The following is a 21,812-nucleotide window of genomic DNA, read 5'->3' as shown; positions in this document are numbered from 1 at the left end:
CCGCTCATGGAGCGGCCGTTTTGTTTTAGTGACGGAAGTGGCGGATGCCGGTGAAGACCATCGACATGCCGTGCTCGTCGGCCGCTGCGATGACCTCGTTATCGCGCATTGATCCGCCCGGCTGGATGACCGCCACGATGCCTGCCGCCGCGGCGGCGTCGATGCCGTCGCGGAACGGGAAGAAGGCATCCGAGGCCATGACGCTGCCCGGGACCACGAGGCCGGCTTCCTCGGCCTTGAGGCCCGCGATCTTCGCGCTGACCACGCGGCTCATCTGGCCGGCACCCACGCCGATCGTTCGCTGGTCCTTCGCGTAGACGATGGCATTGGATTTCACCATCTTCGCGACGCGCCATGCGAACAGCAGGTCGTCCAGTTCGGTCGGGGTCGGCTGGCGCTTGCTGACCACCTTCAGTTCATCGCGCGTCACCTGGCGGTGGTCGGCGGTCTGCACCAGCAGGCCCGAGCCCACGCGCTTCACATCGTGCGTGTTGCGGCCGTCGCCGTTCGGGATCTCGAGCACGCGCACGTTCGCCTTCTTCGCGGCTTCGTCGACCGCGCCGGCCTCGACCACGGGGGCGATCAGCACTTCGACGAACTGGCGCTTCAGGATCACCTTCGCCGTTTCGGCATCGAGCGGGCGGTTGAACGCGATGATGCCGCCGAACGCGGAGGTCGGGTCGGTGGCGTAGGCCAGCTCATACGCGGCGAGCGGATCGGCGGCCACGGCGACGCCGCAGGGATTCGCGTGCTTCACGATGACGCAGGTCGGCGCATCGAACTGGCGTACGCATTCCCACGCCGCATCGGCATCGGCGATGTTGTTGAACGAGAGTTCCTTGCCCTGCAGCTGGCGGAACGTGGCGAGCGTACCGGCGGCCGGATAAAGGTCGCGGTAGAACGCGCCAGCCTGGTGCGGATTTTCACCGTAACGCAGGTCCATGACCTTCACGAAGCGGCCGTTCGACTGCGCGGGGAACTCGGCGCGGCCTGAGACGGCGGTGTGCGTCTCGTCGAGGCTGATGCCGGAGAGATAATCGCTGATCGCGGCGTCGTAGTTCGAAACGCGGTTGAACGCGGCGACGGAGAAGGCGAAGCGCGACGCGCGCGAGAGGCCGCCGTGGCTTTCGATCTCGGCGAGCGCCGTATCGTACTGCGCCGGGTCGGTCAGCACGCCCACGTCGTTCCAGTTCTTCGCTGCGGCACGCAACATGGCCGGACCGCCGATATCGATGTTTTCGATCGCGTCCTCCAGCGTGCATTCAGGGTTGGCGACGGTGCGCTCGAATGGATACAGGTTCAGCACCAGCAGGTCGATCGGCAGGATGCCGTGCTCGGCCATCACCGCGTCATCCGTGCCACGACGGCCCAGCAGGCCGCCATGTACCTTCGGGTGCAGCGTCTTCACGCGGCCGTCCATGATTTCCGGGAAGCCGGTGAGGTCGCCGACGTCGCGCACGGCGATGCCGGCGTCACGCAATGCCTTCGCGGAGCCGCCCGTGGAGAGGATTTCGACGTTCGCCGCGACGAGGCGGCGGGCGAGCTCGGTCAGGCCGCTCTTATCGGAGACGCTGATGAGCGCGCGGCGGACGGGTACGAGATCGGGGGAGGGCATGGGCACTTTCCGGGAGGGGAAAGCGCACCATTATAGCCGCCCAAACGGCGGCTGGCCGGGTTGCTCAGGAAATGCCGTGGGCGGCGAGCTTCTTGCGCAGGGTGGCACGGTTGATGCCAAGCGCGGCGGCGGCGCGGCTCTGGTTGCCATCATGGAACGCCAGGACTTCGCGCAGCAGCGGGCCCTCGACCTCGCGGATGACCAGCGCGTGGAGGCCTTCACCGCCTTCGGTATCGCCGATGTCCGCCAGGTAACGGCGCACGGTACGGCTGACGCATTCGCTGAGAGCACTCTGCATGGAGGTTTCGTTGGCGGCCTCGGCGGCAGTAAGTCTCACAGCGTTCAAGGCGTGTCCCTCTTGCGTCCGGAACCAGGGCCCCGGGCGGTTCTTGTTCTCATGATCGCGAATGCGACGTGGGCGCCGCGCAAGGCTGGCCGAAAGTCGCGAAGGGGATTGAGTGTACTCGCCTGCCGGGCCGAAGTGCAGGCTTGCAAAAAGAAATTTTTTCGAATGGTCACTCAAAGCTGAATGCGAAGGCGACCGCATGCTGGCCTGGGTCTTGCACCTCGAAGACCATGGCGGTCGTGGCGCCTCCGGCCAGGCCCCGGGTACGGATCGCCGCGTCACCCACGTAGTCCTCCGGCTGGAAGCGGCGCATGGCCAGGCGCTGGCCGTTGGCGTCGGACAGCACGATGGTGACGACGGGATAGGGCTGCGCAAACCGCGCGTCGTTGTGCACGCTGGCGGTGATGAGCAGGCCATCCGGCACGGACGGGTGTTGCTCGACATCACGCGCCAGCAGCCTCAGCTCACCCGGCGCCGCCACGAGGGGCAGCTCGCAACCGAGCACGGTGCAGGCCGTCTGTAGGGCGGGGCCGAACGTAGGGTCGGCGACCAGCGAGTCGCGTTTTGCCCAGGCGAGCTGTGCACCGAGGCCCAGCACAAGCAGCAGGCAGACGCTGACCCACGCCGCGGTGCGCCACGAGCGCCGTTTCGTCTCGCGCGCGAAGCGCGGCGTAAAGGTGAGCTGGGTGAAGTCCTCGCCCTCCTGCACGCCCTCGCCGGCATGGATCTCCGCGGCGCCTTCAACCGGTACGGTGATCGGCATACCGGCCGGCTCGGGAGCCGGCTCGGCCACGCGCGGGCGGAACACCGCGACCTCCGCGAGCGGCGGATCCTGGTCCAGCGCATGCTCGACAAGGCGGGTGAATGGCTCGGGCGGCAGCTGTGCGGCCAGGGTGCCCAGGGCGTTGAAAATGCTGCCGCAATGGCCGCAGCGCAGGCACCCGCAGGCGGGTACCAGCGATTCCGCTTCCACTTTATAGACGGTGAGGCACTCGGGGCACTGGGTGTACATCGTTCGATCATAGCGTGCGCGCCGGGTAGAATCGTCGGTCCTACCCTGTCCTGTTGGCCCGACGATGCCCTGGCTCGAACTTTCCCTGACGATCCGCGCCGCCGAACAGCCGCGCGTGGAAACGGCGCTTGAGGATCTTGGTGCCCTCTCGATCACCCTGCAGGATGCCGATGCGGAGACGCCGGATGAAGAGGCGATCTTTGAACCTGGCGTGGGCGAGATCCCCCTGTGGAACCAGATCGTGCTGAACGCGCTGTTCGACATCGACGCCGACCGTCGCGGCCTGACCGCGGCGATCGCCGATGACCTGCCCTTCATCGAGCCCGCGCACATCAGCTGGCGCGAGGTCGAGGACCAGGACTGGGAGCGTGCGTGGATGGACCAGTTCAAGCCGATGCCGTTCGGGCGGCGCCTGTGGGTGTACCCGTGGAACATCGAGCCGCCGGAAGACGGTGGCATCGTCGTCGTGCGCCTCGATCCCGGCCTGGCTTTCGGTACCGGCACGCATCCGACGACGGCCATGTGCCTGGAGTGGCTGGATGGCCAGCAGATGGCCGGCCAGCTCATCCTCGATTACGGCTGCGGCTCGGGCATCCTGGCCATCGCCGCGCTGAAGTGTGGCGCGGCGCGCGCGGTGGGCATCGACAACGATCCGCAGGCCCTGGTGGCTTCGCGCGATAACGCCGAGCGCAACGGCGTGGATGCGGCACTCGAGGTGTACCTGCCCGGCGAGGCGCCGGCCGAGCTCGCCGATGTGCTGGTGGCGAACATCCTGGCGGGCCCGCTGGGCGAACTCGCGCCGACCTTCGCGGCGGCGGTGAAGCCCGGTGCACCGTTCGCACTCTCCGGCATCCTGTTCGGCCAGCAGGAGGACCTGCTGGTGCGTTACGCCGAGTGGTTCGAGAACCTGGAAGTGCGCCAGCTGGAAGACTGGGTGCGGATCAGCGGTAACCGCAAGCGCGCATGAGCGCGGCCGTAGGAGCTCACCCTGTGAGCGACGCCGTTCGCCGTACCGTCGCAGGGCCTGCGCGATGAGGCGAAAGATGTCGCCCACAGGGTGGGCTCCTACGAGCAAAAAAATCCCGCCGTTCGGCGGGATTTTTTTTTACTCGGCGTGCGGGGCTTCTTTTTCTTTCTGCTCCGCCATGCGCTTTTCCAGGTAGTGGATGTTCTGCCCACCCTGCTGGAAGCCGACGTCGGCCATGATCCGCTGCTGTAGCGGGATGTTGCACTTCACGCCTTCGATCACCGTCTCGTTCAGCGCCATGCGCATGCGTGCGATGGCGGTGGCGCGGTCCGGGCCGTGGACGATGATCTTGCCGATCATCGAATCGTAGTTCGGCGGGATGCGGTAGCCGTCGTACAGGTGGGTATCCACGCGCACGCCCGGGCCACCCGGCGCTTCGAAACGCTTCACCGTGCCGGGGCTCGGCATGAAGGTATCCGGATCTTCCGCATTCACGCGGCACTCGATCGCGTGGCCGGTGAGCACGATGTCTTCCTGGCGGATCGAGAGCTTCTCGCCGCCGGCGATCAGCAGCTGCTCGCGCACGAGATCGATGCCGGTCACCAGCCCCGTCACCGGGTGTTCCACCTGTATACGGGTGTTCATCTCGATGAAGTAGAAGCGGCCGTTCTCGAACAGGAACTCGAACGTGCCGGCGCCGCGGTAGCCGATGCGCAGGCAGGCGTCGACGCAGACCTTGCCGATCTCGGCGCGCATTTCCGGCGTGATGCCGGGAGCGGGCGCTTCCTCGACGACCTTCTGGTGGCGGCGCTGCATGGAGCAGTCGCGTTCACCCAAGTGGATCGCGTTGCCCTGGCCATCGGCGAGCACCTGGATTTCCACGTGGCGCGGATTCTCCAGGAACTTCTCCATGTAGACCTGATCGTTGCTGAAAGCGGCCTTCGCTTCCTGCTTGGTCATGACGATGGAGTTGGCGAGGTGGGCCTCGGTGCGCACGACACGCATGCCGCGGCCACCGCCGCCACCGGCGGCCTTGATGATGACCGGGTAGCCGATCTCGCGCGCGATGCGGATGTTCTCTTCCACATCGTCGCCGAGCGGGCCGCCCGAGCCGGGGACGCACGGTACGCCGGCGGCCTTCATGGCGCGGATCGCTTCGACCTTGTCGCCCATCAGGCGGATCACGTCGGCGGTCGGCCCGATGAAGATGAAGCCGGACTGTTCGACCTGCTCGGCGAAGTTGGCGTTCTCCGAGAGGAAGCCGTACCCCGGGTGGATCGCGCCGGCGTCGGTGATCTCGGCGGCGGCGATGATGCGCGGGATGTTGAGGTAGCTATCGGTCGAGGGACCCGGGCCGATGCATACCGATTCGTCGGCCAGGCCGACGTGCTTCAGGTTGCGGTCCACGGTGGAGTGCACCGCGACCGTCTTGATGCCGAGCGCGTGGCACGCGCGCAGCACCCGCAGCGCGATTTCGCCGCGGTTGGCGATGACGACCTTCTCGAGCATGGGTCTGGCCTCAGGCGATGACGAACATCGGTTCGTCGAATTCGACCGGCTGGCCGTTCTCGACCAGCACGGCGACGACGGTACCGGCCACGTCGGCCTCGATCTGGTTGAACATCTTCATCGCTTCGATGATGCCGATGGTCTCGCCGGCCTTGACCTGCTGGCCCACCGTGGCGAACGCCGGGGCGCCCGGGGTGGAGGCGGCGTAGAACGTGCCGACCATCGGGGCCTTCACGACGTGGCCGGCCGGGAGACCGGCATCGGCGGCGGGCGCGGCAGCGGGTGCGGCGGCCGGGGCGGCAGCGGCCACCGGGGCGGCGGCGACCGGCGCGGCGTAGACCTGCGGGGCGGCGACGGCGACGCCACCCTTCGGCACGCGCGACAGGCGAACCACTTCTTCGCCTTCCTTGATTTCCAGCTCGGCGAGGTTCGATTCCTCGAGCAGGTCGATAAGCTTCTTGATCTTGCGCAGGTCCATGGGACAAACCTTCTGGTGGTGGGACGGGCGCCATGGGCGCCACGAAAGGGGTATCAGGCGGCCGGCACGGCCAGGCGCAGCAGGGCGGCTTCCAGGGCCAGCCGGTAGCTGTCGCCGCCGAAGCCGCAGATCACGCCGCTGGCCAGGTCGGACATATACGAGTGGTGCCGGAACGGCTCGCGGGCATGCGGGTTGGAAAGGTGGATCTCGATGAACGGGATCGCCACGGCCGCCAGCGCATCGCGCAGGGCCACCGAGGTATGCGTGTACGCCGCCGGGTTGAACAGGATCCAGGCCGTGCCCTCGTCGCGCGCCTGCTGGATCCGGTCGATCAGCTGCGCCTCGGCGTTGGACTGGTAGTAGTTCAGCTCATGCCCTGCCGCCTGGGCCCGCGACTGCAACGACACGTTGATGTCGTTAAGCGTCTCGCGTCCGTAGACCGACGGCTCGCGCACGCCGAGCAGATTGAGGTTGGGTCCGTGCAGGACGAGGATCCTGGCCACTATTCACCTTGCTGAGGTCCGGAATGCCGGAACGCCGCGAAGTGTGCGCCTGTCCGTGGACGTTGTCCAGTTCGGTGGAGTTCGCCGCAGTTCGCGGTAGATCGCGACATTCCACACGCGGCCGTATGGTCTGGCGAGTATCGTCCCTCCCGTAGGAGCTCACCCTGTGAGCGACGCCGTTCGCGGTATCGCGACAGGCCCTTAAGCGACGTCGCGAAAGATGTCGCCCACAGGGTGGGCTCCTACGCGGAGAAGAGCTTGTTCCAGCCTTCGACGCCCAGCTTGTCCAGCGTTTCCATGTTCGCCTCGAAGATCTTCGAAGCGTCCGGGAACGCCGCCACCGCCTTGTCGATGCTGGCCTCGCGCAGCAGGTGCAGCGTGGGGAACGGCGAGCGGGTGGTGTAGTTCGTGATGTCGTCCGGCGCCGTGCCTTCGAACTGGAAATCGGGGTGGAAGCTGGCCACCTGGATCTCGCCTTCGAGATCCAGGTCGGCGACGGTATCGTCCGCGACCTCCAGGAACTCGTTGAAATCCATGAAATCGCCCAGCACCCCCGGGTGGATCAGCAGGGTCGTATCGACCTGGTCGGGATTCGTATCCCGCAGCAGTTCGAGCTCGCGAACCAGGTCCTCATGCAGTTGCAGGGGCTGGGTGGCGTCACTCACCACGTAGCGCACCTGGCCCTTCTTGTGGACCGCCTTGGCGAACGGGCAGAGGTTCAGGCCGATGACGGCGCGTTCGAGCCACGTACGGGTCGCGTCGATGGCCTCGTCGTGCGAGGGCAGGGTATCCATGCGGTTTTCCTAAAGGCTCAGGGCTTGAGCCATTCGGCGAGCTCCCGCTCGCTGAACGTGCCCATCTTGCGGCGCAGGATACGCCCATCCTCGCCCACCAGGACGCTGTAGGGCAGCACCTGCCGGGTATTTCCGAACGACAGCGAGCCGCCGGGCGCGTCCGTGGCACCGATGACCACGGGGTATTTCACCGGGTGGGTGGCGAGATGGGCCCGCACGGCCGGCGCCGTATCCTCGGCGACCCCGAGGATCACCGTGCCCTGGCGCGCCGCATCCTGCGCCGCCGCGCTCAGCAGCGGCATCTCCGTGCGGCACGGGGCGCACCACGTGGCCCAGAAGTTGATCAGCACCCGGTGGCCGCGCCAGTCGGCCAGGGTTCGCGGCTTCCCTTCCGTACTGAGCCAGGCGGTCTCCGGCGCCATGTCGCCTACGTCCGTGATCGTCACGCCGTTGATCTCGGAGGGGTGCTCCCGCCGATGCTCAAGCCAGAGCCCGAGCGCGGCCGCGGCGATGGCGAGCGCGACGAACCAGAAGGTCGGGCCGCGCTTCATTGGCCCGACGCGGTGTCCAGGGCCTGCTTCACCGTGTCCTGCGTAAGCACGGTGGACAGCTTGTGGCCTTCACCGCCGCCCTTCGGATAGACGACATAGAGCGGTACGCCCACCGAGTGCCACTGTTCCAGGAAGGCGGCGATCGTGGTGTTCACGTCAGTCCAGTCGCCCTTCATATAAACGGTGCCGGTGCGCTTGAGCAGGTCGCGGAAGGCATCGGTATCGAGCACCGCGCGCTCGTTAGCCTTGCAGGTGATGCACCAGTCGGCGGTCATGTCGACGAGCACCGGGGTGCCCGCCGCGCGTAGTTCGGCGAGCTTCTCCGGCGAATACGGCACGGAGCCGTCCGAGGCCGTCTGGGTGGTCGTCGGGGCCGGGAGCCCGTGGACCGTCCACAGGGCCGCCACCGCACCGATGCCGAGCACGGCGGTGAGCACCCACGACAGCCGGCTGCCACGGCTACGGCCGTACCACCAAAGCGCCATGGCCAGCAGCACGCCGCCGCCCAGCACCAGCGCGGCCGCATCGGCGCCACGCTGCTTGGTAAGCACCCACAGCAGCCACACGGCGGTCAGGTACATCGGGAAGGCGAGCGCCTGCTTCAGCGTCTCCATCCAGCGGCCGGGGCGCGGGAGCATGCGCGCCACCGCCGGCACGAAGCCCATCAGCAGGAAGGGCAGGGCCAGGCCAAGGCCCAGCGCCACGAAGATCAGGAAGGCGACGTACAGCGGCGCCGCGAACGCGAAGGCGATGGCGGAGCCCATGAACGGCGCGGTGCACGGGCTGGCGACCACGACGGCCAGTACGCCAGTGAAGAAGTCGCCGGTCGGGCCGGAGCGCGAGGCGAGGCCGCTGCCCACGTTACCCAGGGAGCCGCCCACTTCGAACACGCCCGACATCGAGAGGCCGATGGCCAGCATCACGTAGACCAGCACGCCCACGATCGCCGGCTGCTGGAACTGCGCACCCCACTGCAGGCCGTGGCCTGCCGCGCGGATACCGACCACGATGAGGCCGAGCAGGGCGAACGACAGCATGACGCCTGCGGTGTACCAGAGCGCGTGCCTGCGTGCGGCGGCCGGGCTCTCCCCGCTTTCCAGCACGGTGATGGCCTTGAGCGACAGCACCGGCAGGACGCACGGCATGAGGTTGAGGATCAGGCCGCCCAGCAGGGCGAGGCCGATGGCGGCGATGAAGCCGACCTTCTCGGCGCCGCCGGGCATCAGGTTCGCCGGTGGCGGGGTCGGGGCGACCTCGCCCGGCGCGGCAGCCGGGGCGACGGGGGCAGGCGACGCAACACTCGCCGCATCACCCACGGTGACCGCGCCCGAGGCCAGGTCGGCGCTGAGGTGGCGGGTCATCACCGGGTAGCAGATGCCGTTCTCGAGGCAGCCCTGGTAGGCGACGTCCAGTTCCACCTTCTTCGAGGGATCGGCGCCGTTGAGCGGCACCGGTACTTCCACCTGGTCGAAATAGACGATGGTGTCGCCGAAATGTTCGTCGTGGTGCGCGATGCCGCTGGGCCAGTCCGGCTCACCCGCCGATACGCCCGCGGGCGAGAGCACCTTGATCTCGGTCTTGTCGCGATAGAGGTAGTAGTCCTTCGGCATCGTCCAGCGCAGGAGCAGGCTCCTGCCGTCCTTCGCGAGGGCTTCGAAGCGGAACGCCTGGTTGGCCGGCAGGGCCTGGGCATCCGTGCCGGGGGTCGCCGCGGGGGCGCCGAGCAGTGCGGCGCCGTTGCCCTTCGCCGCCGGGGCGGCAGGGGCATCGCCGGCAGGAATGGTGGACGGCGCGCCGATGGTGAGCTTCAGGTGCTCGGTATTCGGCGGGTAGCAGATCTTCGGCTCCACCTCGTGGCAGCCCTGGTACTGCACGTCCAGCGCCAGCACCTTCGTCGCGGCGTCAGCCAGCGTGTAGGGCACCGTCGCCTCGATGTCGCCGTGGTAGATCTCCACGTCGCCGAGGTATTCGTCGTGCTTTTTCAGGCCGTCGGGGAGCGTGGGCTCGCCGAGCTTCACCGCGGCGGCGTCCACAGCCTTGATCTTGATCCGCCCCCGGTACAGGTAATAGTCCGGGGCGATCCGCCAGTGCAGCTTCACCATGCCCGGCTGGCTGGCATCCGAGGTCAGGTGGAACGCCTGGGTGACCGGCAGCAGGTTGTCATCGTCCTGCGCCAGGGCGGGCAGGGCGAAGAGGCTCAGGCTGGCCAGGATGGCCAGGTTCCGCATGAGGCGGGCGAACGACGGCATGGTGGCTCCATGGATCGGTGCGGCGACGAACCGCAAGGGCGTCGATGATTATGACCGGGTGAGTGCGGATTAGCTTGCATCCCCGTTGCCGCGGGCCCGATCGCGACTTTTTGTACCGGGAGACCTTGAACCGTTTCGTAGCGACGCCATGTCTCGGCCATCCAAAGCTCTTCCGATCACGGGCGTGCTTTGGCTAGAATTCTGGCACTCACCCCGGCCAAGTGCTAACGGGGTGGCCATTTTCTCTTACATAACAACCACCTGCTTTGGAGTCACTCATGAGCAAGCTGCGCCCGCTGCACGATCGCGTCATCGTCAAGCGCCTGGAAGAGGAGCGCGTCTCCGCCGGCGGTATCGTTATCCCGGACAGCGCCACCGAGAAGCCCACCCGCGGCAAGGTCATCGCCGCCGGTAACGGCCGCATCCTCGAGAACGGCAGCGTCCGTCCGATGTCGGTGAAGGAAGGTGACACCGTCCTGTTCGGCAAGTACGCCGGCCAGGAAATCAAGATCGACGGCGAAGAGCTGGTCTTCCTGAAGGAAGACGACATCGTGGCGGTCATCGAAGGCTGAGCCTCGCTCGCCTGACCTCGCGTTTCCCCTTTCTTACCTAATTTCCAAGGATTTATCCCATGGCAGCTAAAGAAGTCCGCTTCGGCGAAGACGTCCGCGCCCGCATGCTGAAGGGTGTCAACACCCTCGCCAATGCCGTCAAGGTCACCCTGGGCCCGAAGGGCCGCAACGTCGTGCTCGAGAAGAGCTTCGGCACCCCGACCGTCACGAAGGACGGTGTCTCGGTCGCGAAGGAAATCGAACTCGCCGACAAGTACGAGAACATCGGCGCCCAGATCGTGAAGGAAGCCGCCTCGAAGACCTCCGACGTGGCCGGTGACGGCACCACGACCGCGACGGTCCTCGCCCAGGCGTTCATCCAGGAAGGCCTCAAGGCCGTGGCGGCCGGCATCAACCCGATGGACCTCAAGCGCGGTATCGACCAGGCCGTCGTGGCCGCCGTCGGCGAGCTGAAGTCGCTCTCGAAGCCCACCGCTGACGACAAGGCCATTGCCCAGGTCGGCACCATCTCGGCCAACTCCGATGCCAACATCGGCGACATCATCGCCAACGCGATGAAGAAGGTCGGCAAGGAAGGCGTGATCACGGTTGAAGAAGGTTCGGGTCTCGAGAACGAACTTGACGTCGTCGAAGGCATGCAGTTCGATCGCGGCTACCTCTCGCCGTACTTCATCAACAACCAGCAGTCGCAGCAGGTTGAGCTGGACGACCCGTTCATCCTCATCCACGACAAGAAGATCTCGAACGTCCGCGAGCTGCTCCCGGCGCTCGAAGCCGTCGCGAAGGCCGGCAAGCCGCTGCTGATCGTGGCTGAAGAAGTGGAAGGCGAAGCCCTCGCCACCCTCGTCGTCAACACCATCCGTGGCATCGTCAAGGTCGCCGCCGTCAAGGCACCGGGCTTCGGCGATCGCCGCAAGGCCATCCTGGAAGACATCGCCATCCTCACCAACGGCGTGGTCATCTCGGAAGAAGTCGGCCTGCAGCTCGACAAGGCCACGATCAACGATCTCGGCCGCGCCAAGCGCGTCGTCATCACCAAGGAAAACACCACCATCATCGATGGTGCCGGTGAAGCCGAGAAGATCCAGTCGCGCATCGGCCAGATCAAGGCGCAGATCGAAGAGACCTCTTCGGACTACGACCGCGAGAAGCTGCAGGAGCGCGTGGCCAAGCTGGCTGGCGGCGTTGCCGTCATCAAGGTTGGCGCGGCTACCGAAGTCGAGATGAAGGAAAAGAAGGCCCGCGTCGAAGACGCCCTGCACGCCACGCGCGCAGCCGTCGAAGAGGGCGTGGTCCCGGGCGGCGGCGTCGCCCTGATCCGTGCGCTCAAGGCGCTGGAAGGCCTGAAGGGTGCCAACCAGGACCAGGACCTCGGCATCGCCATCACCCGCCGCACGCTGGAAGCCCCGCTGCGCGCCATCGTCACGAACGCCGGCGAAGAAGCGTCGGTCATCGTGAACAAGGTGAAGGAAAACAGCGGTAACTTCGGTTACAACGCTGCCACCGGTGAGTTCGGCGACATGATTGCCTTCGGCATCCTGGATCCGACCAAGGTCACCCGTTCGGCCCTGCAGTACGCTGCCTCGGTCGCCGGTTCGATCATCACCACCGAAGCCGCCGTGACCGAAGTGCCGAAGAAGGACGACGGCGCTGGCCACGGTGCCCCGGGTGGCATGGGCGGCATGGGTGGCATGGACTTCTAAGTCCTGCTTCCCGCGTTACTGCTGCATGAGAAGGGCCCCGCATCGCGGGGCCCTTTTCGTTGGGTCGCTCTTGTCGGAGCGCGCTTGCGCGCGATTACCTCAGTACGAAATCGTCGCCGAAGTAGCCGTAGTACTCAGCCCATAATTACACTGCGGATCGATGCCGGACGTATCGCTGCCCTGCCACGGTGGGTTCGATACGCGCTGGTTGTTGCGGTCATACACCTGGATATTGCTGAAGGTGATCGGGCCGCCGGGGTACTGGTTGCATGACGCGACGCTATACACCTCGAGGACGCCGCCGAAGACCCACGTGAGGTCGGCATACGGGTTGGTGGTCAGCGTGCTGGTCTGGCCTGTTGTCGTGTTCTTCGAATCGATCTTCCACGTCGAGCAGGCCTGGCCAGCGGCGCAGGTGGAATAGGTATCGCCGACCACCTTGTCACCGGCCTTCGCGGCGATCGGGTCGCTGTGGAACGTGGTGCCGTCGACGCAACAGTTCCAGCTGGCGAGTGTCCAGGCCTTGTCACCGTAGCCGTTCCAGCCAAGCACCGGCTGCAGGATCGATTGCACGGTAGGCAGCTGCTCGAGGCCGGGGAAGAAGTAGATGACCTGGTCGTTCTTCGCCGACGGTGCGGACGGTACCGTCCAGCTGGCGACGATGCGACCTATGGGCGTGCTGCTGCTGTAGTTCGCGGCCTGCACCCATCCGCTCTGCTCAGGCGGCGGCGTGTTCGTCAGCGAGCGGTGCCCGTTGGGCTCGACGCGCTCGCCCTGCAGGGAGAAGTTCGCCTTGCCGCAGGTCTGTGCTTTTTCCGTAACGCCCGAAGCGCGACGGATCATGCCGTTGGCTTGCAGTTCGTCACCCTGGTGAACCGTGGCGACGCAATCGGGTGAGAAGTAACCGTTGGGAGTGACCACGTAATCGTCGGGGACGCCAGCGGGCTTCGCCTGTGCGGGCAGTGCGCCGACACGCGTCAGCTGCAACGTGGGAGCGGTGGGTTGGGTGGATGCGTCAGCGGCGTTAGCTGCCAGAGCGAAGAAGAACATGGACGCGATGATGCCCGCGCACGCCACGCTCTTGCCGAGTGAAGCGAAACTCTTCATGCGTATGACTCCTGCCTGTGGGATAGAGTCCATGAAGCACCAGCCGGCCACGGCTGGCACACGCCCCCGTTCCGCCACCCGCCACGCGAGTGGAAGAACGAAGGCTAGTGAGGGTGGCAGGCAAGAACTGTGACCTGCGTGGCGTTAGCGGCGATGTTGCCGCGTGTGCGTTATTGCCCGGCGCCTGCCGCCGCGTCTTCTTCAGGTTGCGCTTGCTGGCGCGCGATCATCGCCGCATCGGGCGTTGCGAACTGCGCAACGAGCGGATCCAGCTTGCGCTTCATGCGCAACATAGCGACGTTGCCCATCGACACATCCGTGTATTTGAGCTGGCTGTTTTCCTTCGATTCCGGTGCATCGGGCGCGTGGGTCAGCGCGGCCAGTTGCGGCGCGACCACCTGGGTCAGCGCGAAATAGGCATCGTCGTGCACGCCCGCGTCTCCCATCAGGCGACCGGGGAGCATCCATGCGGCAAGGTCACCGTTCCGCGGTGCCGGTCCATCGCCGTGCACATCGATGAGGATGTACGGCACGGTCTGCGCCAGCATGTCCTTGCCGCTGGTGAAGCCGACCTTGGCGTAGGTATCGGTCAGAGCCGGGAGGTGGTCACCGTAGAACAGCAGCAGCGTGGGGCGCTCGCGCTGCTTGAGCAGGTCGGCCAGGCGGCCGAGTTCCGCGTCGGCATGGCGCATGTGATAGATGTAGTTGCGGAGCTTGAGCTTGTCGTCATCGCTGATGCCTTCCGGTACACGGATAGCATCCCGCTCCGCGGTATCGTCGATGTAGGTCTTATCGTACGGGCCGTGGGCTTCCATGCTGATCGCGAAGACGAAGCGCGGCGGGCCATCGTTCTTCAGCTGCGCCATGATCTGGTCGGTCATCGCGCTATCCGGCATCAGCTCACCGTGCTTCCTCGCTTCGGCGGGGAACGCCGCCTGCGAAACGAAGCGGTCGAAGCCGAGCGATTTGAACGCCGATGTGCGGTTCCAGAAGCCCGGATCGTTGCCATGTACCGCGATGGTCTCGTAGCCGTGCGAGCGCAGTGCGCGAACCATGCCCGGCATGACGCCGCTGTGCATCTCGAGGTAGGGGAACTGCATGGTCGGGAAATAGCGCAGCGACAGGCCCGTCAGCACTTCGAACTCGGTGCGGATGGTGCCACCACCGTAGGTCGGCACGTGCAACTGGCCGGAGCTCGCATGCTGGGCAAGACGGTGCAGGTTGGGGGCGAAATTTTCGTCCTGCAGGCCGTTGATCACGGAGGGGTCGAAGAACGACTCGCTCTGCACTACGACGATATCGGGAGTCTGGCGCTGGTTGGTGGCCGCATTGGCCATGTGCTGGCGCAGCGAACTGTCGCTGGCGGCGATGAACTGGCCTGCCTCGGCCGGGTCGGCCTTGGTCTTCTTACCGGCATTCTGCAGGCGGAACTGCACGAGGGTCGTGACCACGCCGTTATCGCGGGCGTTGTCCGACGCGGACCATGGCTGGATGCTCAGCGTGCCGTTGTTGTACATGCGCGACCACGCGGGCTGGCCGGCGAAGAGCGTGCCGACCAGGGCGATCAGCGCCACGCCGCTCGTCAGGCGCAGGCCGTGCGTGCGCCGGGCGAACAGCGGCGGCTCATACTTCGCGAGCGCCACGACGAGGGCGATGGCGGCGGCAATGGCGAGGTAAGGCCAGGGGCTGGCGGGCAGGTAGCCGCCGAGAAGATGGAGGCCGCCATTCTTGAGTTGCCCGACCATGCGGAAGTCGGCGGGCAGCAACGGCGTGCCCAGGTTCTTCATCTTGATGGCGCTGATCGAGAGCACCAGGCCCTGGGCGACGAAGGCCAGTGCGAAAGAAAGCACGGCCCGGCGTGTCAACACGAGGAGCAAGGTGGCGCACATCAGCCCGGGCAAAGCATTCGCGAACAGATGCAGCGGCTGTGTCGCCCAGGCCGACGTCGCGACACCCGGGTTGCCGTCAAGGAAGCCCGTGTAGAACACGAACACCAGCGCCAGGCTCACCGGAAGGAGGACCCGGCCCAGAGTGGCGCGCCAACCTGTTGAATTACCTTTCATAAAATCCCTCGTGTCACGCCCCTGTCGCAGGGGGACATGAACTGTAACGAGGCTGACATGAACCGGTTGTCAGGCAAATGGCGACTTTTCGCTACGATTTTTCGTATGTTTGCGCCGGAAACGTGTGCAAACGGCGCTACAGCGCCCTTCCTGCCAAGTCAGGCACAATGACTACCTCATGAATGAATCCTCAGCCGCCCCGCGCGAAAGCGCCGAACTCCGTGCCCTGATCGACCAGCGTTACGCGGACGTGATGGCGGCATGCCGCGCCGCACGCATTCCCCTGCACGACGACGCTGGCGTGGCCGAACGTGTCCGGCGAACGCTGCTGGCTTCGGACTTCGCCTACGACATCCTGCGCAGGCAGCCCGAACTCCTGGCCCCGGCGGGGCTGGAGAAACTTCGGGCCAACACGGATGCCTCGACACGCGGCGCGACACTGGAGTTGCCCGCCGACGAAGAGCGTTGCATGGCTGTGCTGCGCCGCTTCCGGCACGCCGAAGCGGTGCGACTGGTGTTCCGCGACGTCAATGGGCTCGACGACATCGACGAAACGCTTGCGTCGACGAGCGCGCTGTATGAAACCCTGCTTGCCGTCGGGTTGCGCTGGTCCGAGAACGCGATGCATGCGCGCTACGGCATCCCACGCGATCCGGGCGGCAAGGAGCAGCGGATGGTCGTGCTCGGCTTCGGCAAGCTGGGCGGCAATGAGCTGAACTTTTCGTCGGACATCGACCTCGTGCTCGCTTACGCGTCCGGCGGCGACACCGATGGCACGCGTCCGCTCGACAATGGCGAATATTTCGTGCGCGAAGGCCGGCAACTCGTGCGCCTGCTCGCCGAGCCTACGGTCGATGGCATCTGCGCGCGCGTCGACCTTCGCCTGCGTCCGTTCGGTAACGCGGGACGCCTCGCGTTGCCTTTCTCCGCGATGGAACAGTATTACCAGCGCGAAGGCCGCGACTGGGAGCGTTACGCGTGGATCAAGGCGCGACCCGTCGCAGGCGATCGCACCGCGGGACGCGAACTCCAGGACATGTTGCGTCCCTTCGTCTACCGGCGGTACCTCGACTACACCGCGTTTGCCGGCCTGCGCGAAATGAAGGCGCTGATCGATGCCGAGGTCGCGCGCAAGGATCTTGCCGGGAACCTCAAGCTCGGCCCCGGCGGTATCCGCGAGATCGAGTTCGTCGTGCAGCTCACGCAGATGATCCGCGGTGGCCGCGATCCAGCCCTGCGCGTCCGTGGCCTGCTGCCGGCGCTGCGCGCGTGTGAATCGCGCGGCTACATTCCGAAAGCGCGCGCGAAACTGCTGCGCGATGCGTACATCTTCCTGCGCCGGCTCGAGAACCGCGTGCAGATGCTGCGCGATGCGCAGACGCACGACATTCCCGACGATGCCCTTTCCCGCGAGCGCCTTGCGCTCGGCCTTCACTATGCGTCGTGGGATGCGCTCGCGGTCGAGCTCGCGAAACACCGCACGGCCGTATCGGCCGAGTTTGCGGCGGTGCTCGTGCCGCAGGCGGGACAGACCGCGACCGCCCCGGCGGCGGATATCGAGTTGTGGCAGGCCGCCCGCGACGAATCGCTCACGGCTGGAACGATGGAAGCCTCTGGATTCATCCCGGGCGCGGAGGCAGCGGATGAGCTTGGGAAACTGCCGCGCGCCGGCTCCGTGCGTTCCATGTCTGCTCGTTCCGCCGAGCGGCTGGAACGCCTGATGCCGCAGCTTATCGGGGCCGCGCGGGCCAGTGCTTCGCCGGTGCCGAGCCTGCTGCGCATGGTGCGTCTGGTGCAGGCCGTCGCGCGCCGCTCGTCGTATCTAGCCTTGCTGGATGAGCAACCGAGTGCGCGCCGGCGCGTTGCCAGCGTGTTCGCGGAGAGCGCGTTCCTTGCCGAACGCGTCATCGCGCAGCCGTTGTTGCTCGATGACGTACTCGATCCGCGCATCGATCAGATCCCCCTGAAGCGTGCGGATATCTCCGCCGAGATCGTCCGCTCGCTTGGCACGCTGGATGAGCGTGACGCGGAGCGCGAACTCGAACGCATCAATGAATTCCGCTCGAGCATCGCCTTCCGTCTTGGCCTTGCCTTCAGCGATGGGCGTGCGGATGCACCCGCGACTGCGCGCCGTCTCGCAGGGCTGGCGGAAGCGGTGATCGGTGCGGTGCTTGCGCTTGCCGCGCGCGAGATGACCGCGCAACACGGACGCCTGCCTGGCGACGGCCTCGGTTTCGCGGTGCTCGGCTACGGCAGCCTCGGCGGCGAGGAACTGGGCTTCGCGTCCGACCTCGACCTGGTCTTCGTATATGACGGGAAGCGCGCCAACGCGACGAGCGACGGCCCGCGCCCCGTGGATGGCACCCGCTGGTATCAGCGCCTCGCGCAGCGCGTCATGCACTGGCTGGGTGCGCAGACGCATGCCGGTAGCCTGTACGACGTCGACACCCGCCTGCGTCCCGATGGCTCGAAGGGCCTGCTGGTGGCGAGCGTCGATGCATTCGAGGCGTACCAGCGCGACCGCGCGTGGACCTGGGAACACCAGGCGCTCCAGCGTGCGCGTTTCGTCGCTGGCGATGCCGCCGTGGGTGCCATGCTCGACGCGGTGCGCAAGGAGATCCTCGGCGCGCCGCGAGACAAGGCACGTGTGTTCGCGGAGGTCGGGGCGATGCGCTCACGCTGGCGTGCCGAGCGCGACCGGTCCGATGCGGCGCGTGTCGACCTGAAGCAGGGCAAGGGCGCGCTGATCGATATCGAGTTCGTGCTGCAGGGCCTCGTGCTCGCCCATGCCGCCGGGCACCCCGGGCTACTGGAGACGACCGCCAACAGCGTGCTGATCGATGAAATGCGCGCGGCAGGGCTGTTCTCACAAGCCCAGGCCGACACGCTGCACGTCGCCCACGCCGATCTGTTGCAGATGGGCCTGACCTGCACGCTCGACCTGCGCCCTCGCGTGGCGGCGCGGACGCCGCAGCTCGAGCAGCTGTGCGCCGCCGTGCAGCGGGTGATTGGCGAGCTGGGGTTCGATTTCGGGGAGAGCGCCGCGGCGGAAGCCAAGGCTGTCTGAACGGTCGCGGCGGCGCTATGCTGTCCGGCCGTCAACGGATGCAACCGCAAGATGACACGACTGCCGCTCCTGATCGACACCGACCCGGGCGTCGATGACGCGCTCGCCATCCTCATGGCCCACGCGCATACCGATGTCGCCGCCCTGACCGTCGCCGCCGGCAACGTTGGCCTGAAGCATACGGTGCGCAACGCGCGGACCCTGGTTGATCTGGTCGGCGCCGCGACGCCGGTCTTCGCCGGTTGCCCATCGCCGCTGGTGCGGGCACCCGAGGAAGATGCGGCTTTCGTGCATGGCGAGGACGGCTTCGGCGACGTGGGCTTTCCCGAGCCGAAGCACGTGGCCGAGAGCGAGCACGCCGCGCTGGCCCTTATCCGCCTCACCCGTGAGCGCCCGGGTGAGCTGACCCTGGTGGCCCTCGGCCCCCTGACCAACCTCGCGCTGGCCGTGCGCCTCGACCCCGGCTTCCCGCAGCGCGTGAAGCGCCTGGTGATCATGGGTGGCGCCGTCACCGGCCATGGCAACACGGGCAAGGTCCCGGCCGAATTCAACATCGGTTTCGACCCCGAGGCGGCCCACGTGGTCTTCGAGGCGTTCGAGATGTTCGACCTGGTCGACTGGGAAGCCACGGTGCGCCACGCGTTCCCTGATGATGTTTACGAAGGCTGGGTCGCGAAGGGCGACAAGCGCGCCGCCTTCTTCCATGACGTGTTCGGTACGGCCCGCAAGTTCAACGCGGAGCACGAACGCACGGGCTTCATCGCAGCCGACGCCCTGGCGATGGCGGTGGCCCTGGATCCCGGCATGGTCACCCGTGCCGAGACGCGGCACGTCGCCATCGAGCTGGACGGCCGGCTGACCCGCGGCGCCACCGTGGTCGACTGGCACAAGCGCCTGGGCGGCAAGCCCAACGCGCGGATCGTGCTCGAGGTGGACCAGGGCCGGTTTGGCGAGCTGATCGCCGGGGCGCTGGGCGCCTGACACCCCGCATCCCTGTGGGAGCGGGGGGGGGGGGGGGCCGGGGGGGGGCGCGGCCCGGGGCCCCCCCCCACCCCCGCCCCCCCCCCCCCCCGCTCCCACAAGGGCATGGGGCGCTGGTTGCGGAGTGACCAGCCCCGGGCTACAATGCCGCTCTTTTCACCCCGCCATTCAAGAATCAAGACCATGAAAGAGAACATCCATCCGAAGTACCAGCCGGTGGTTTTCCAGGACCTCTCCTCGGATTTCGCGTTCCTGACGCGTTCGACCATGTCCTCGAAGGAAACCGTGAAGTGGGAAGACGGTAACGAATACCCGGTCATCAAGCTGGATATCACCAGCCACTCGCACCCGTTCTACACGGGTAAGCAGAAGACCCTCGACGTGGGCGGCCGCGTCGACAAGTTCCGCCAGCGCTACGGCAAGAAGTAAGCCGGCGCTTTCCGCGCGCCGCCTGCGGGGTGGCGTTTCGCGAGGATAGACGGACACGGGGCGAGCCCATGGCTTGCCCCGTGTCTTTTTGCGTGCGTGGCATTTGCACGGTTCGAACGGCCGTTCGACCGGGCGATGTGCGATAATGGGGAACTTCGGTCGCCTCGCGCGGCCGGTACGGCGGCTTCCCCACGCCGCTGTTTCCACCCCACTAAGCGCCACCCAAAGTTAAAGAGGAGCTCGCCGTGTCCGACGCCAAAACCGTCAAATTGGTCGATGAATCCAACAAGCCCGTGAGTGAACTGCCGGTCATCGGCGGCACCCTGGGCGCCGAGTGCGTCGACATCGGCACGCTCTACAAGGACACCGGTTACTTCACGTACGATCCGGGCTACGGCTCCACCGCCAGCACCAAGAGCGCCATCACCTATATCGATGGCGACAAGGGCAACCTGCTGTATCGCGGCTACCCGATCGAGCAGCTGGCCGAGAAGTCCACCTTCCTCGAAACCTCGTACCTGCTGCTCAACGGCGAGCTGCCGACCAAGCCGCAGTTCGAGAAGTTCTCGAACGACATCACGCATCACTCGATGATGCATGAGAACCTGAAGGACTTCCTGAAGGGCTTCCACCACAACGCGCACCCGATGGCCATGCTGGCCGCTTCGGTCGCCTCGCTTTCGGCCTTCTACCACGACGAACTTAACGTCGAGAACCCGGAAGACCGCAAGCTCGCCGCCATCCGCCTCATCGCGAAGATGCCGACCATTGCGTCCGCCATCTACCGCCACTCGATCGGCTGGCCGAACCGTTACCCGCGCAACAACCTCGAGTACGTCACCCGCTTCCTGCACACCATGTTCGAGGTGCCGAGCGAGCCGTACCACGTGAACCCGGTCGTCGCCAAGGCGCTCGACCTGCTGTTCATCCTGCACGCCGACCACGAGCAGAACGCCTCGACGTCGACGGTCCGCCTGGTGGGTTCCACCGGTGCCAACCCGTACGCGTCCGTTGCCGCCGGCATCACCGCGCTCTGGGGTCCGGCACACGGCGGCGCGAACGAAGCCGTGCTCCTGCAGCTCGAAGAGATCGGTACGGCCGACAAGGTCGAGACCGCCGTCAAGCGCGCCAAGGACAAGAACGATTCGTTCCGTCTCATGGGCTTCGGCCACCGCGTGTACAAGAACTTCGATCCGCGCGCCAAGATCATCCGCGAGGCGTGCCACAACGTGCTCAACGAGCTCGGCGTGAACGATCCGCTGCTCGAAGTCGCCATGAAGCTCGAAGAGGCCGCGCTGAAGGACGATTACTTCGTCGAGCGCAAGCTGTACCCGAACGTCGACTTCTACTCGGGCATCATCTACAAGGCCCTGGGCATCCCGACCGAGATGTTCACCGTCATGTTCGCGATCGCCCGCACCTCCGGCTGGATCTCGCACTGGATCGAGCAGCACGAAACCCCGGGGTCGCGCATCGGCCGTCCGCGCCAGATCTACACCGGCGCAGACGTCCGGGATTACACCCCGAGCGATAAGCGCTAAGAGAAAAAAGCCCGCGAAAGCGGGCTTTTTTTTGGTTCTTCGCGCATTACCGGGGTCGTCGGATGCGTCGGCGACTCGTCATCGGTTCATTCGCTAGCGCGAATGCGTGTTTTCAGCGGCTTGCGCCGCCTCAGGCTGGTGGCTTCCCGGGATCGGGAGCGGTCAGGCCCCGAGTCGACACGCCGCGTTTCGTGCCGGACAAGCCGGAATACCAAAGCGCTACCCGCTGTAGGAGCGCGCCCAGCGCGCGACGCCCTTCGCCACAAAGCGCCAGGGCCGGTGGCGGGGGGGGGCAAGATGTCGCGCGCCCGGCGCGCGCCCACGG

The 21,812-nt window shown here is 66.3% G+C and carries 18 protein-coding genes; 7 read left to right on the top strand and 11 right to left on the bottom strand.

Features of this window, described 5'->3' with window-relative positions:
- Positions 1-25: 25 nt before the first annotated feature.
- From purH to ACTHLF_RS13230, 3 genes are all read right to left on the bottom strand, one after another.
- On the bottom strand, positions 26-1,615 hold the full coding sequence (gene purH / locus ACTHLF_RS13240) for a bifunctional phosphoribosylaminoimidazolecarboxamide formyltransferase/IMP cyclohydrolase (RefSeq protein WP_440327813.1): 1,590 nt from the start codon (positions 1,613-1,615) through the stop codon (positions 26-28).
- Between the two features lie 64 nt (positions 1,616-1,679).
- Positions 1,680-1,913, bottom strand: a complete 234-nt coding sequence (locus tag ACTHLF_RS13235) for a helix-turn-helix domain-containing protein (protein ID WP_139979453.1) — start codon at positions 1,911-1,913, stop codon at positions 1,680-1,682.
- 217 nt (positions 1,914-2,130) lie between these two features.
- On the bottom strand, positions 2,131-2,973 hold the full coding sequence (locus ACTHLF_RS13230; RefSeq protein ID WP_440327812.1) for a zinc-ribbon and DUF3426 domain-containing protein: 843 nt from the start codon (positions 2,971-2,973) through the stop codon (positions 2,131-2,133).
- A gap of 64 nt (positions 2,974-3,037) precedes the next feature.
- Between ACTHLF_RS13230 and prmA the strand changes: the two genes are divergently transcribed.
- Positions 3,038-3,940: a 50S ribosomal protein L11 methyltransferase gene (gene prmA, locus ACTHLF_RS13225; RefSeq protein WP_440327811.1), complete on the top strand. Its 903-nt coding sequence runs from the start codon at positions 3,038-3,040 to the stop codon at positions 3,938-3,940.
- Between the two features lie 138 nt (positions 3,941-4,078).
- Here the strand turns inward: prmA and accC are convergent, their stop codons facing one another.
- The 6 genes from accC to ACTHLF_RS13195 all read right to left on the bottom strand — a co-directional run bounded on the left by accC (position 4,079) and on the right by ACTHLF_RS13195 (position 10,024).
- Positions 4,079-5,449, bottom strand: a complete 1,371-nt coding sequence (gene accC / locus ACTHLF_RS13220; protein ID WP_440327810.1) for an acetyl-CoA carboxylase biotin carboxylase subunit — start codon at positions 5,447-5,449, stop codon at positions 4,079-4,081.
- A 10-nt stretch (positions 5,450-5,459) separates the two neighbouring features.
- Positions 5,460-5,927 (bottom strand): acetyl-CoA carboxylase biotin carboxyl carrier protein, encoded by a 468-nt coding sequence (accB, locus tag ACTHLF_RS13215; RefSeq protein WP_440327809.1) that lies wholly within the window; start codon positions 5,925-5,927, stop codon positions 5,460-5,462.
- A gap of 53 nt (positions 5,928-5,980) precedes the next feature.
- Positions 5,981-6,430: a type II 3-dehydroquinate dehydratase gene (aroQ, locus tag ACTHLF_RS13210; RefSeq protein WP_440327808.1), complete on the bottom strand. Its 450-nt coding sequence runs from the start codon at positions 6,428-6,430 to the stop codon at positions 5,981-5,983.
- A 242-nt stretch (positions 6,431-6,672) separates the two neighbouring features.
- Positions 6,673-7,224 (bottom strand): DUF1415 domain-containing protein, encoded by a 552-nt coding sequence (locus tag ACTHLF_RS13205; protein WP_440327807.1) that lies wholly within the window; start codon positions 7,222-7,224, stop codon positions 6,673-6,675.
- Positions 7,225-7,241: 17 nt separating this feature from the next.
- Positions 7,242-7,775, bottom strand: a complete 534-nt coding sequence (locus ACTHLF_RS13200) for a TlpA family protein disulfide reductase (RefSeq protein WP_440327806.1) — start codon at positions 7,773-7,775, stop codon at positions 7,242-7,244.
- Complete coding sequence (locus ACTHLF_RS13195; protein WP_440327805.1) at positions 7,772-10,024, bottom strand: protein-disulfide reductase DsbD family protein; 2,253 nt, start codon at positions 10,022-10,024, stop codon at positions 7,772-7,774. Before ACTHLF_RS13195 ends, ACTHLF_RS13200 begins: the two co-directional genes overlap by 4 nt.
- 278 nt (positions 10,025-10,302) lie before the next feature.
- On the opposite strand from ACTHLF_RS13195, the gene groES reads away from it, so the two are divergent.
- Positions 10,303-10,596, top strand: a complete 294-nt coding sequence (gene groES / locus ACTHLF_RS13190; protein ID WP_440327804.1) for a co-chaperone GroES — start codon at positions 10,303-10,305, stop codon at positions 10,594-10,596.
- A gap of 59 nt (positions 10,597-10,655) precedes the next feature.
- Positions 10,656-12,299 (top strand): chaperonin GroEL, encoded by a 1,644-nt coding sequence (groL, locus tag ACTHLF_RS13185; protein WP_440327803.1) that lies wholly within the window; start codon positions 10,656-10,658, stop codon positions 12,297-12,299.
- A gap of 99 nt (positions 12,300-12,398) precedes the next feature.
- Here the strand turns inward: groL and ACTHLF_RS13180 are convergent, their stop codons facing one another.
- Both ACTHLF_RS13180 and ACTHLF_RS13175 read right to left on the bottom strand, forming a co-directional pair.
- Positions 12,399-13,406, bottom strand: coding sequence for a hypothetical protein (locus ACTHLF_RS13180; RefSeq protein ID WP_440327802.1), 1,008 nt, complete (start codon positions 13,404-13,406; stop codon positions 12,399-12,401).
- 170 nt (positions 13,407-13,576) lie between these two features.
- Positions 13,577-15,469, bottom strand: coding sequence for an LTA synthase family protein (locus ACTHLF_RS13175; protein WP_440327801.1), 1,893 nt, complete (start codon positions 15,467-15,469; stop codon positions 13,577-13,579).
- A gap of 178 nt (positions 15,470-15,647) precedes the next feature.
- Here ACTHLF_RS13175 and glnE point away from each other — a divergent pair, with 178 nt between their 5' ends.
- The 4 genes from glnE (at position 15,648) to ACTHLF_RS13155 (ending at position 21,487) form a co-directional block, all read left to right on the top strand.
- Positions 15,648-18,536: a bifunctional [glutamate--ammonia ligase]-adenylyl-L-tyrosine phosphorylase/[glutamate--ammonia-ligase] adenylyltransferase gene (glnE, locus tag ACTHLF_RS13170; protein WP_440327800.1), complete on the top strand. Its 2,889-nt coding sequence runs from the start codon at positions 15,648-15,650 to the stop codon at positions 18,534-18,536.
- Between the two features lie 51 nt (positions 18,537-18,587).
- Positions 18,588-19,517, top strand: coding sequence for a nucleoside hydrolase (locus ACTHLF_RS13165; protein ID WP_440327799.1), 930 nt, complete (start codon positions 18,588-18,590; stop codon positions 19,515-19,517).
- Between the two features lie 183 nt (positions 19,518-19,700).
- Positions 19,701-19,946, top strand: a complete 246-nt coding sequence (locus ACTHLF_RS13160; RefSeq protein ID WP_045827588.1) for a type B 50S ribosomal protein L31 — start codon at positions 19,701-19,703, stop codon at positions 19,944-19,946.
- A gap of 245 nt (positions 19,947-20,191) precedes the next feature.
- Entirely contained in the window at positions 20,192-21,487 is a 1,296-nt protein-coding gene (locus tag ACTHLF_RS13155; RefSeq protein WP_440327798.1) for a citrate synthase, read from the top strand.
- Positions 21,488-21,812: the final 325 nt, after the last annotated feature.

The sequence above is a fragment of the Luteibacter sp. genome (genome assembly GCF_051958795.1).
In the GTDB taxonomy this organism is placed as follows: domain Bacteria; phylum Pseudomonadota; class Gammaproteobacteria; order Xanthomonadales; family Rhodanobacteraceae; genus Luteibacter.
The sequence above is the reverse complement of the archived record's forward strand: the minus strand, read 5'-3'. Positions and strand labels throughout refer to the sequence as shown.

Coding starts and splice junctions, on each gene's coding strand:
- purH (WP_440327813.1), bottom strand. CDS start 1,615: ATGCCCTCCCCCGATCTCGTACCCGTCCGCCGCGCGCTCATCAGCGTC.
- ACTHLF_RS13235 (WP_139979453.1), bottom strand. CDS start 1,913: ATGCAGAGTGCTCTCAGCGAATGCGTCAGCCGTACCGTGCGCCGTTAC.
- ACTHLF_RS13230 (WP_440327812.1), bottom strand. CDS start 2,973: ATGTACACCCAGTGCCCCGAGTGCCTCACCGTCTATAAAGTGGAAGCG.
- prmA (WP_440327811.1), top strand. CDS start 3,038: ATGCCCTGGCTCGAACTTTCCCTGACGATCCGCGCCGCCGAACAGCCG.
- accC (WP_440327810.1), bottom strand. CDS start 5,449: ATGCTCGAGAAGGTCGTCATCGCCAACCGCGGCGAAATCGCGCTGCGG.
- accB (WP_440327809.1), bottom strand. CDS start 5,927: ATGGACCTGCGCAAGATCAAGAAGCTTATCGACCTGCTCGAGGAATCG.
- ACTHLF_RS13205 (WP_440327807.1), bottom strand. CDS start 7,224: ATGGATACCCTGCCCTCGCACGACGAGGCCATCGACGCGACCCGTACG.
- ACTHLF_RS13200 (WP_440327806.1), bottom strand. CDS start 7,775: ATGAAGCGCGGCCCGACCTTCTGGTTCGTCGCGCTCGCCATCGCCGCG.
- ACTHLF_RS13195 (WP_440327805.1), bottom strand. CDS start 10,024: ATGCCGTCGTTCGCCCGCCTCATGCGGAACCTGGCCATCCTGGCCAGC.
- groES (WP_440327804.1), top strand. CDS start 10,303: ATGAGCAAGCTGCGCCCGCTGCACGATCGCGTCATCGTCAAGCGCCTG.
- groL (WP_440327803.1), top strand. CDS start 10,656: ATGGCAGCTAAAGAAGTCCGCTTCGGCGAAGACGTCCGCGCCCGCATG.
- ACTHLF_RS13180 (WP_440327802.1), bottom strand. CDS start 13,406: ATGAAGAGTTTCGCTTCACTCGGCAAGAGCGTGGCGTGCGCGGGCATC.
- ACTHLF_RS13175 (WP_440327801.1), bottom strand. CDS start 15,469: ATGAAAGGTAATTCAACAGGTTGGCGCGCCACTCTGGGCCGGGTCCTC.
- glnE (WP_440327800.1), top strand. CDS start 15,648: ATGAATGAATCCTCAGCCGCCCCGCGCGAAAGCGCCGAACTCCGTGCC.
- ACTHLF_RS13165 (WP_440327799.1), top strand. CDS start 18,588: ATGACACGACTGCCGCTCCTGATCGACACCGACCCGGGCGTCGATGAC.
- ACTHLF_RS13160 (WP_045827588.1), top strand. CDS start 19,701: ATGAAAGAGAACATCCATCCGAAGTACCAGCCGGTGGTTTTCCAGGAC.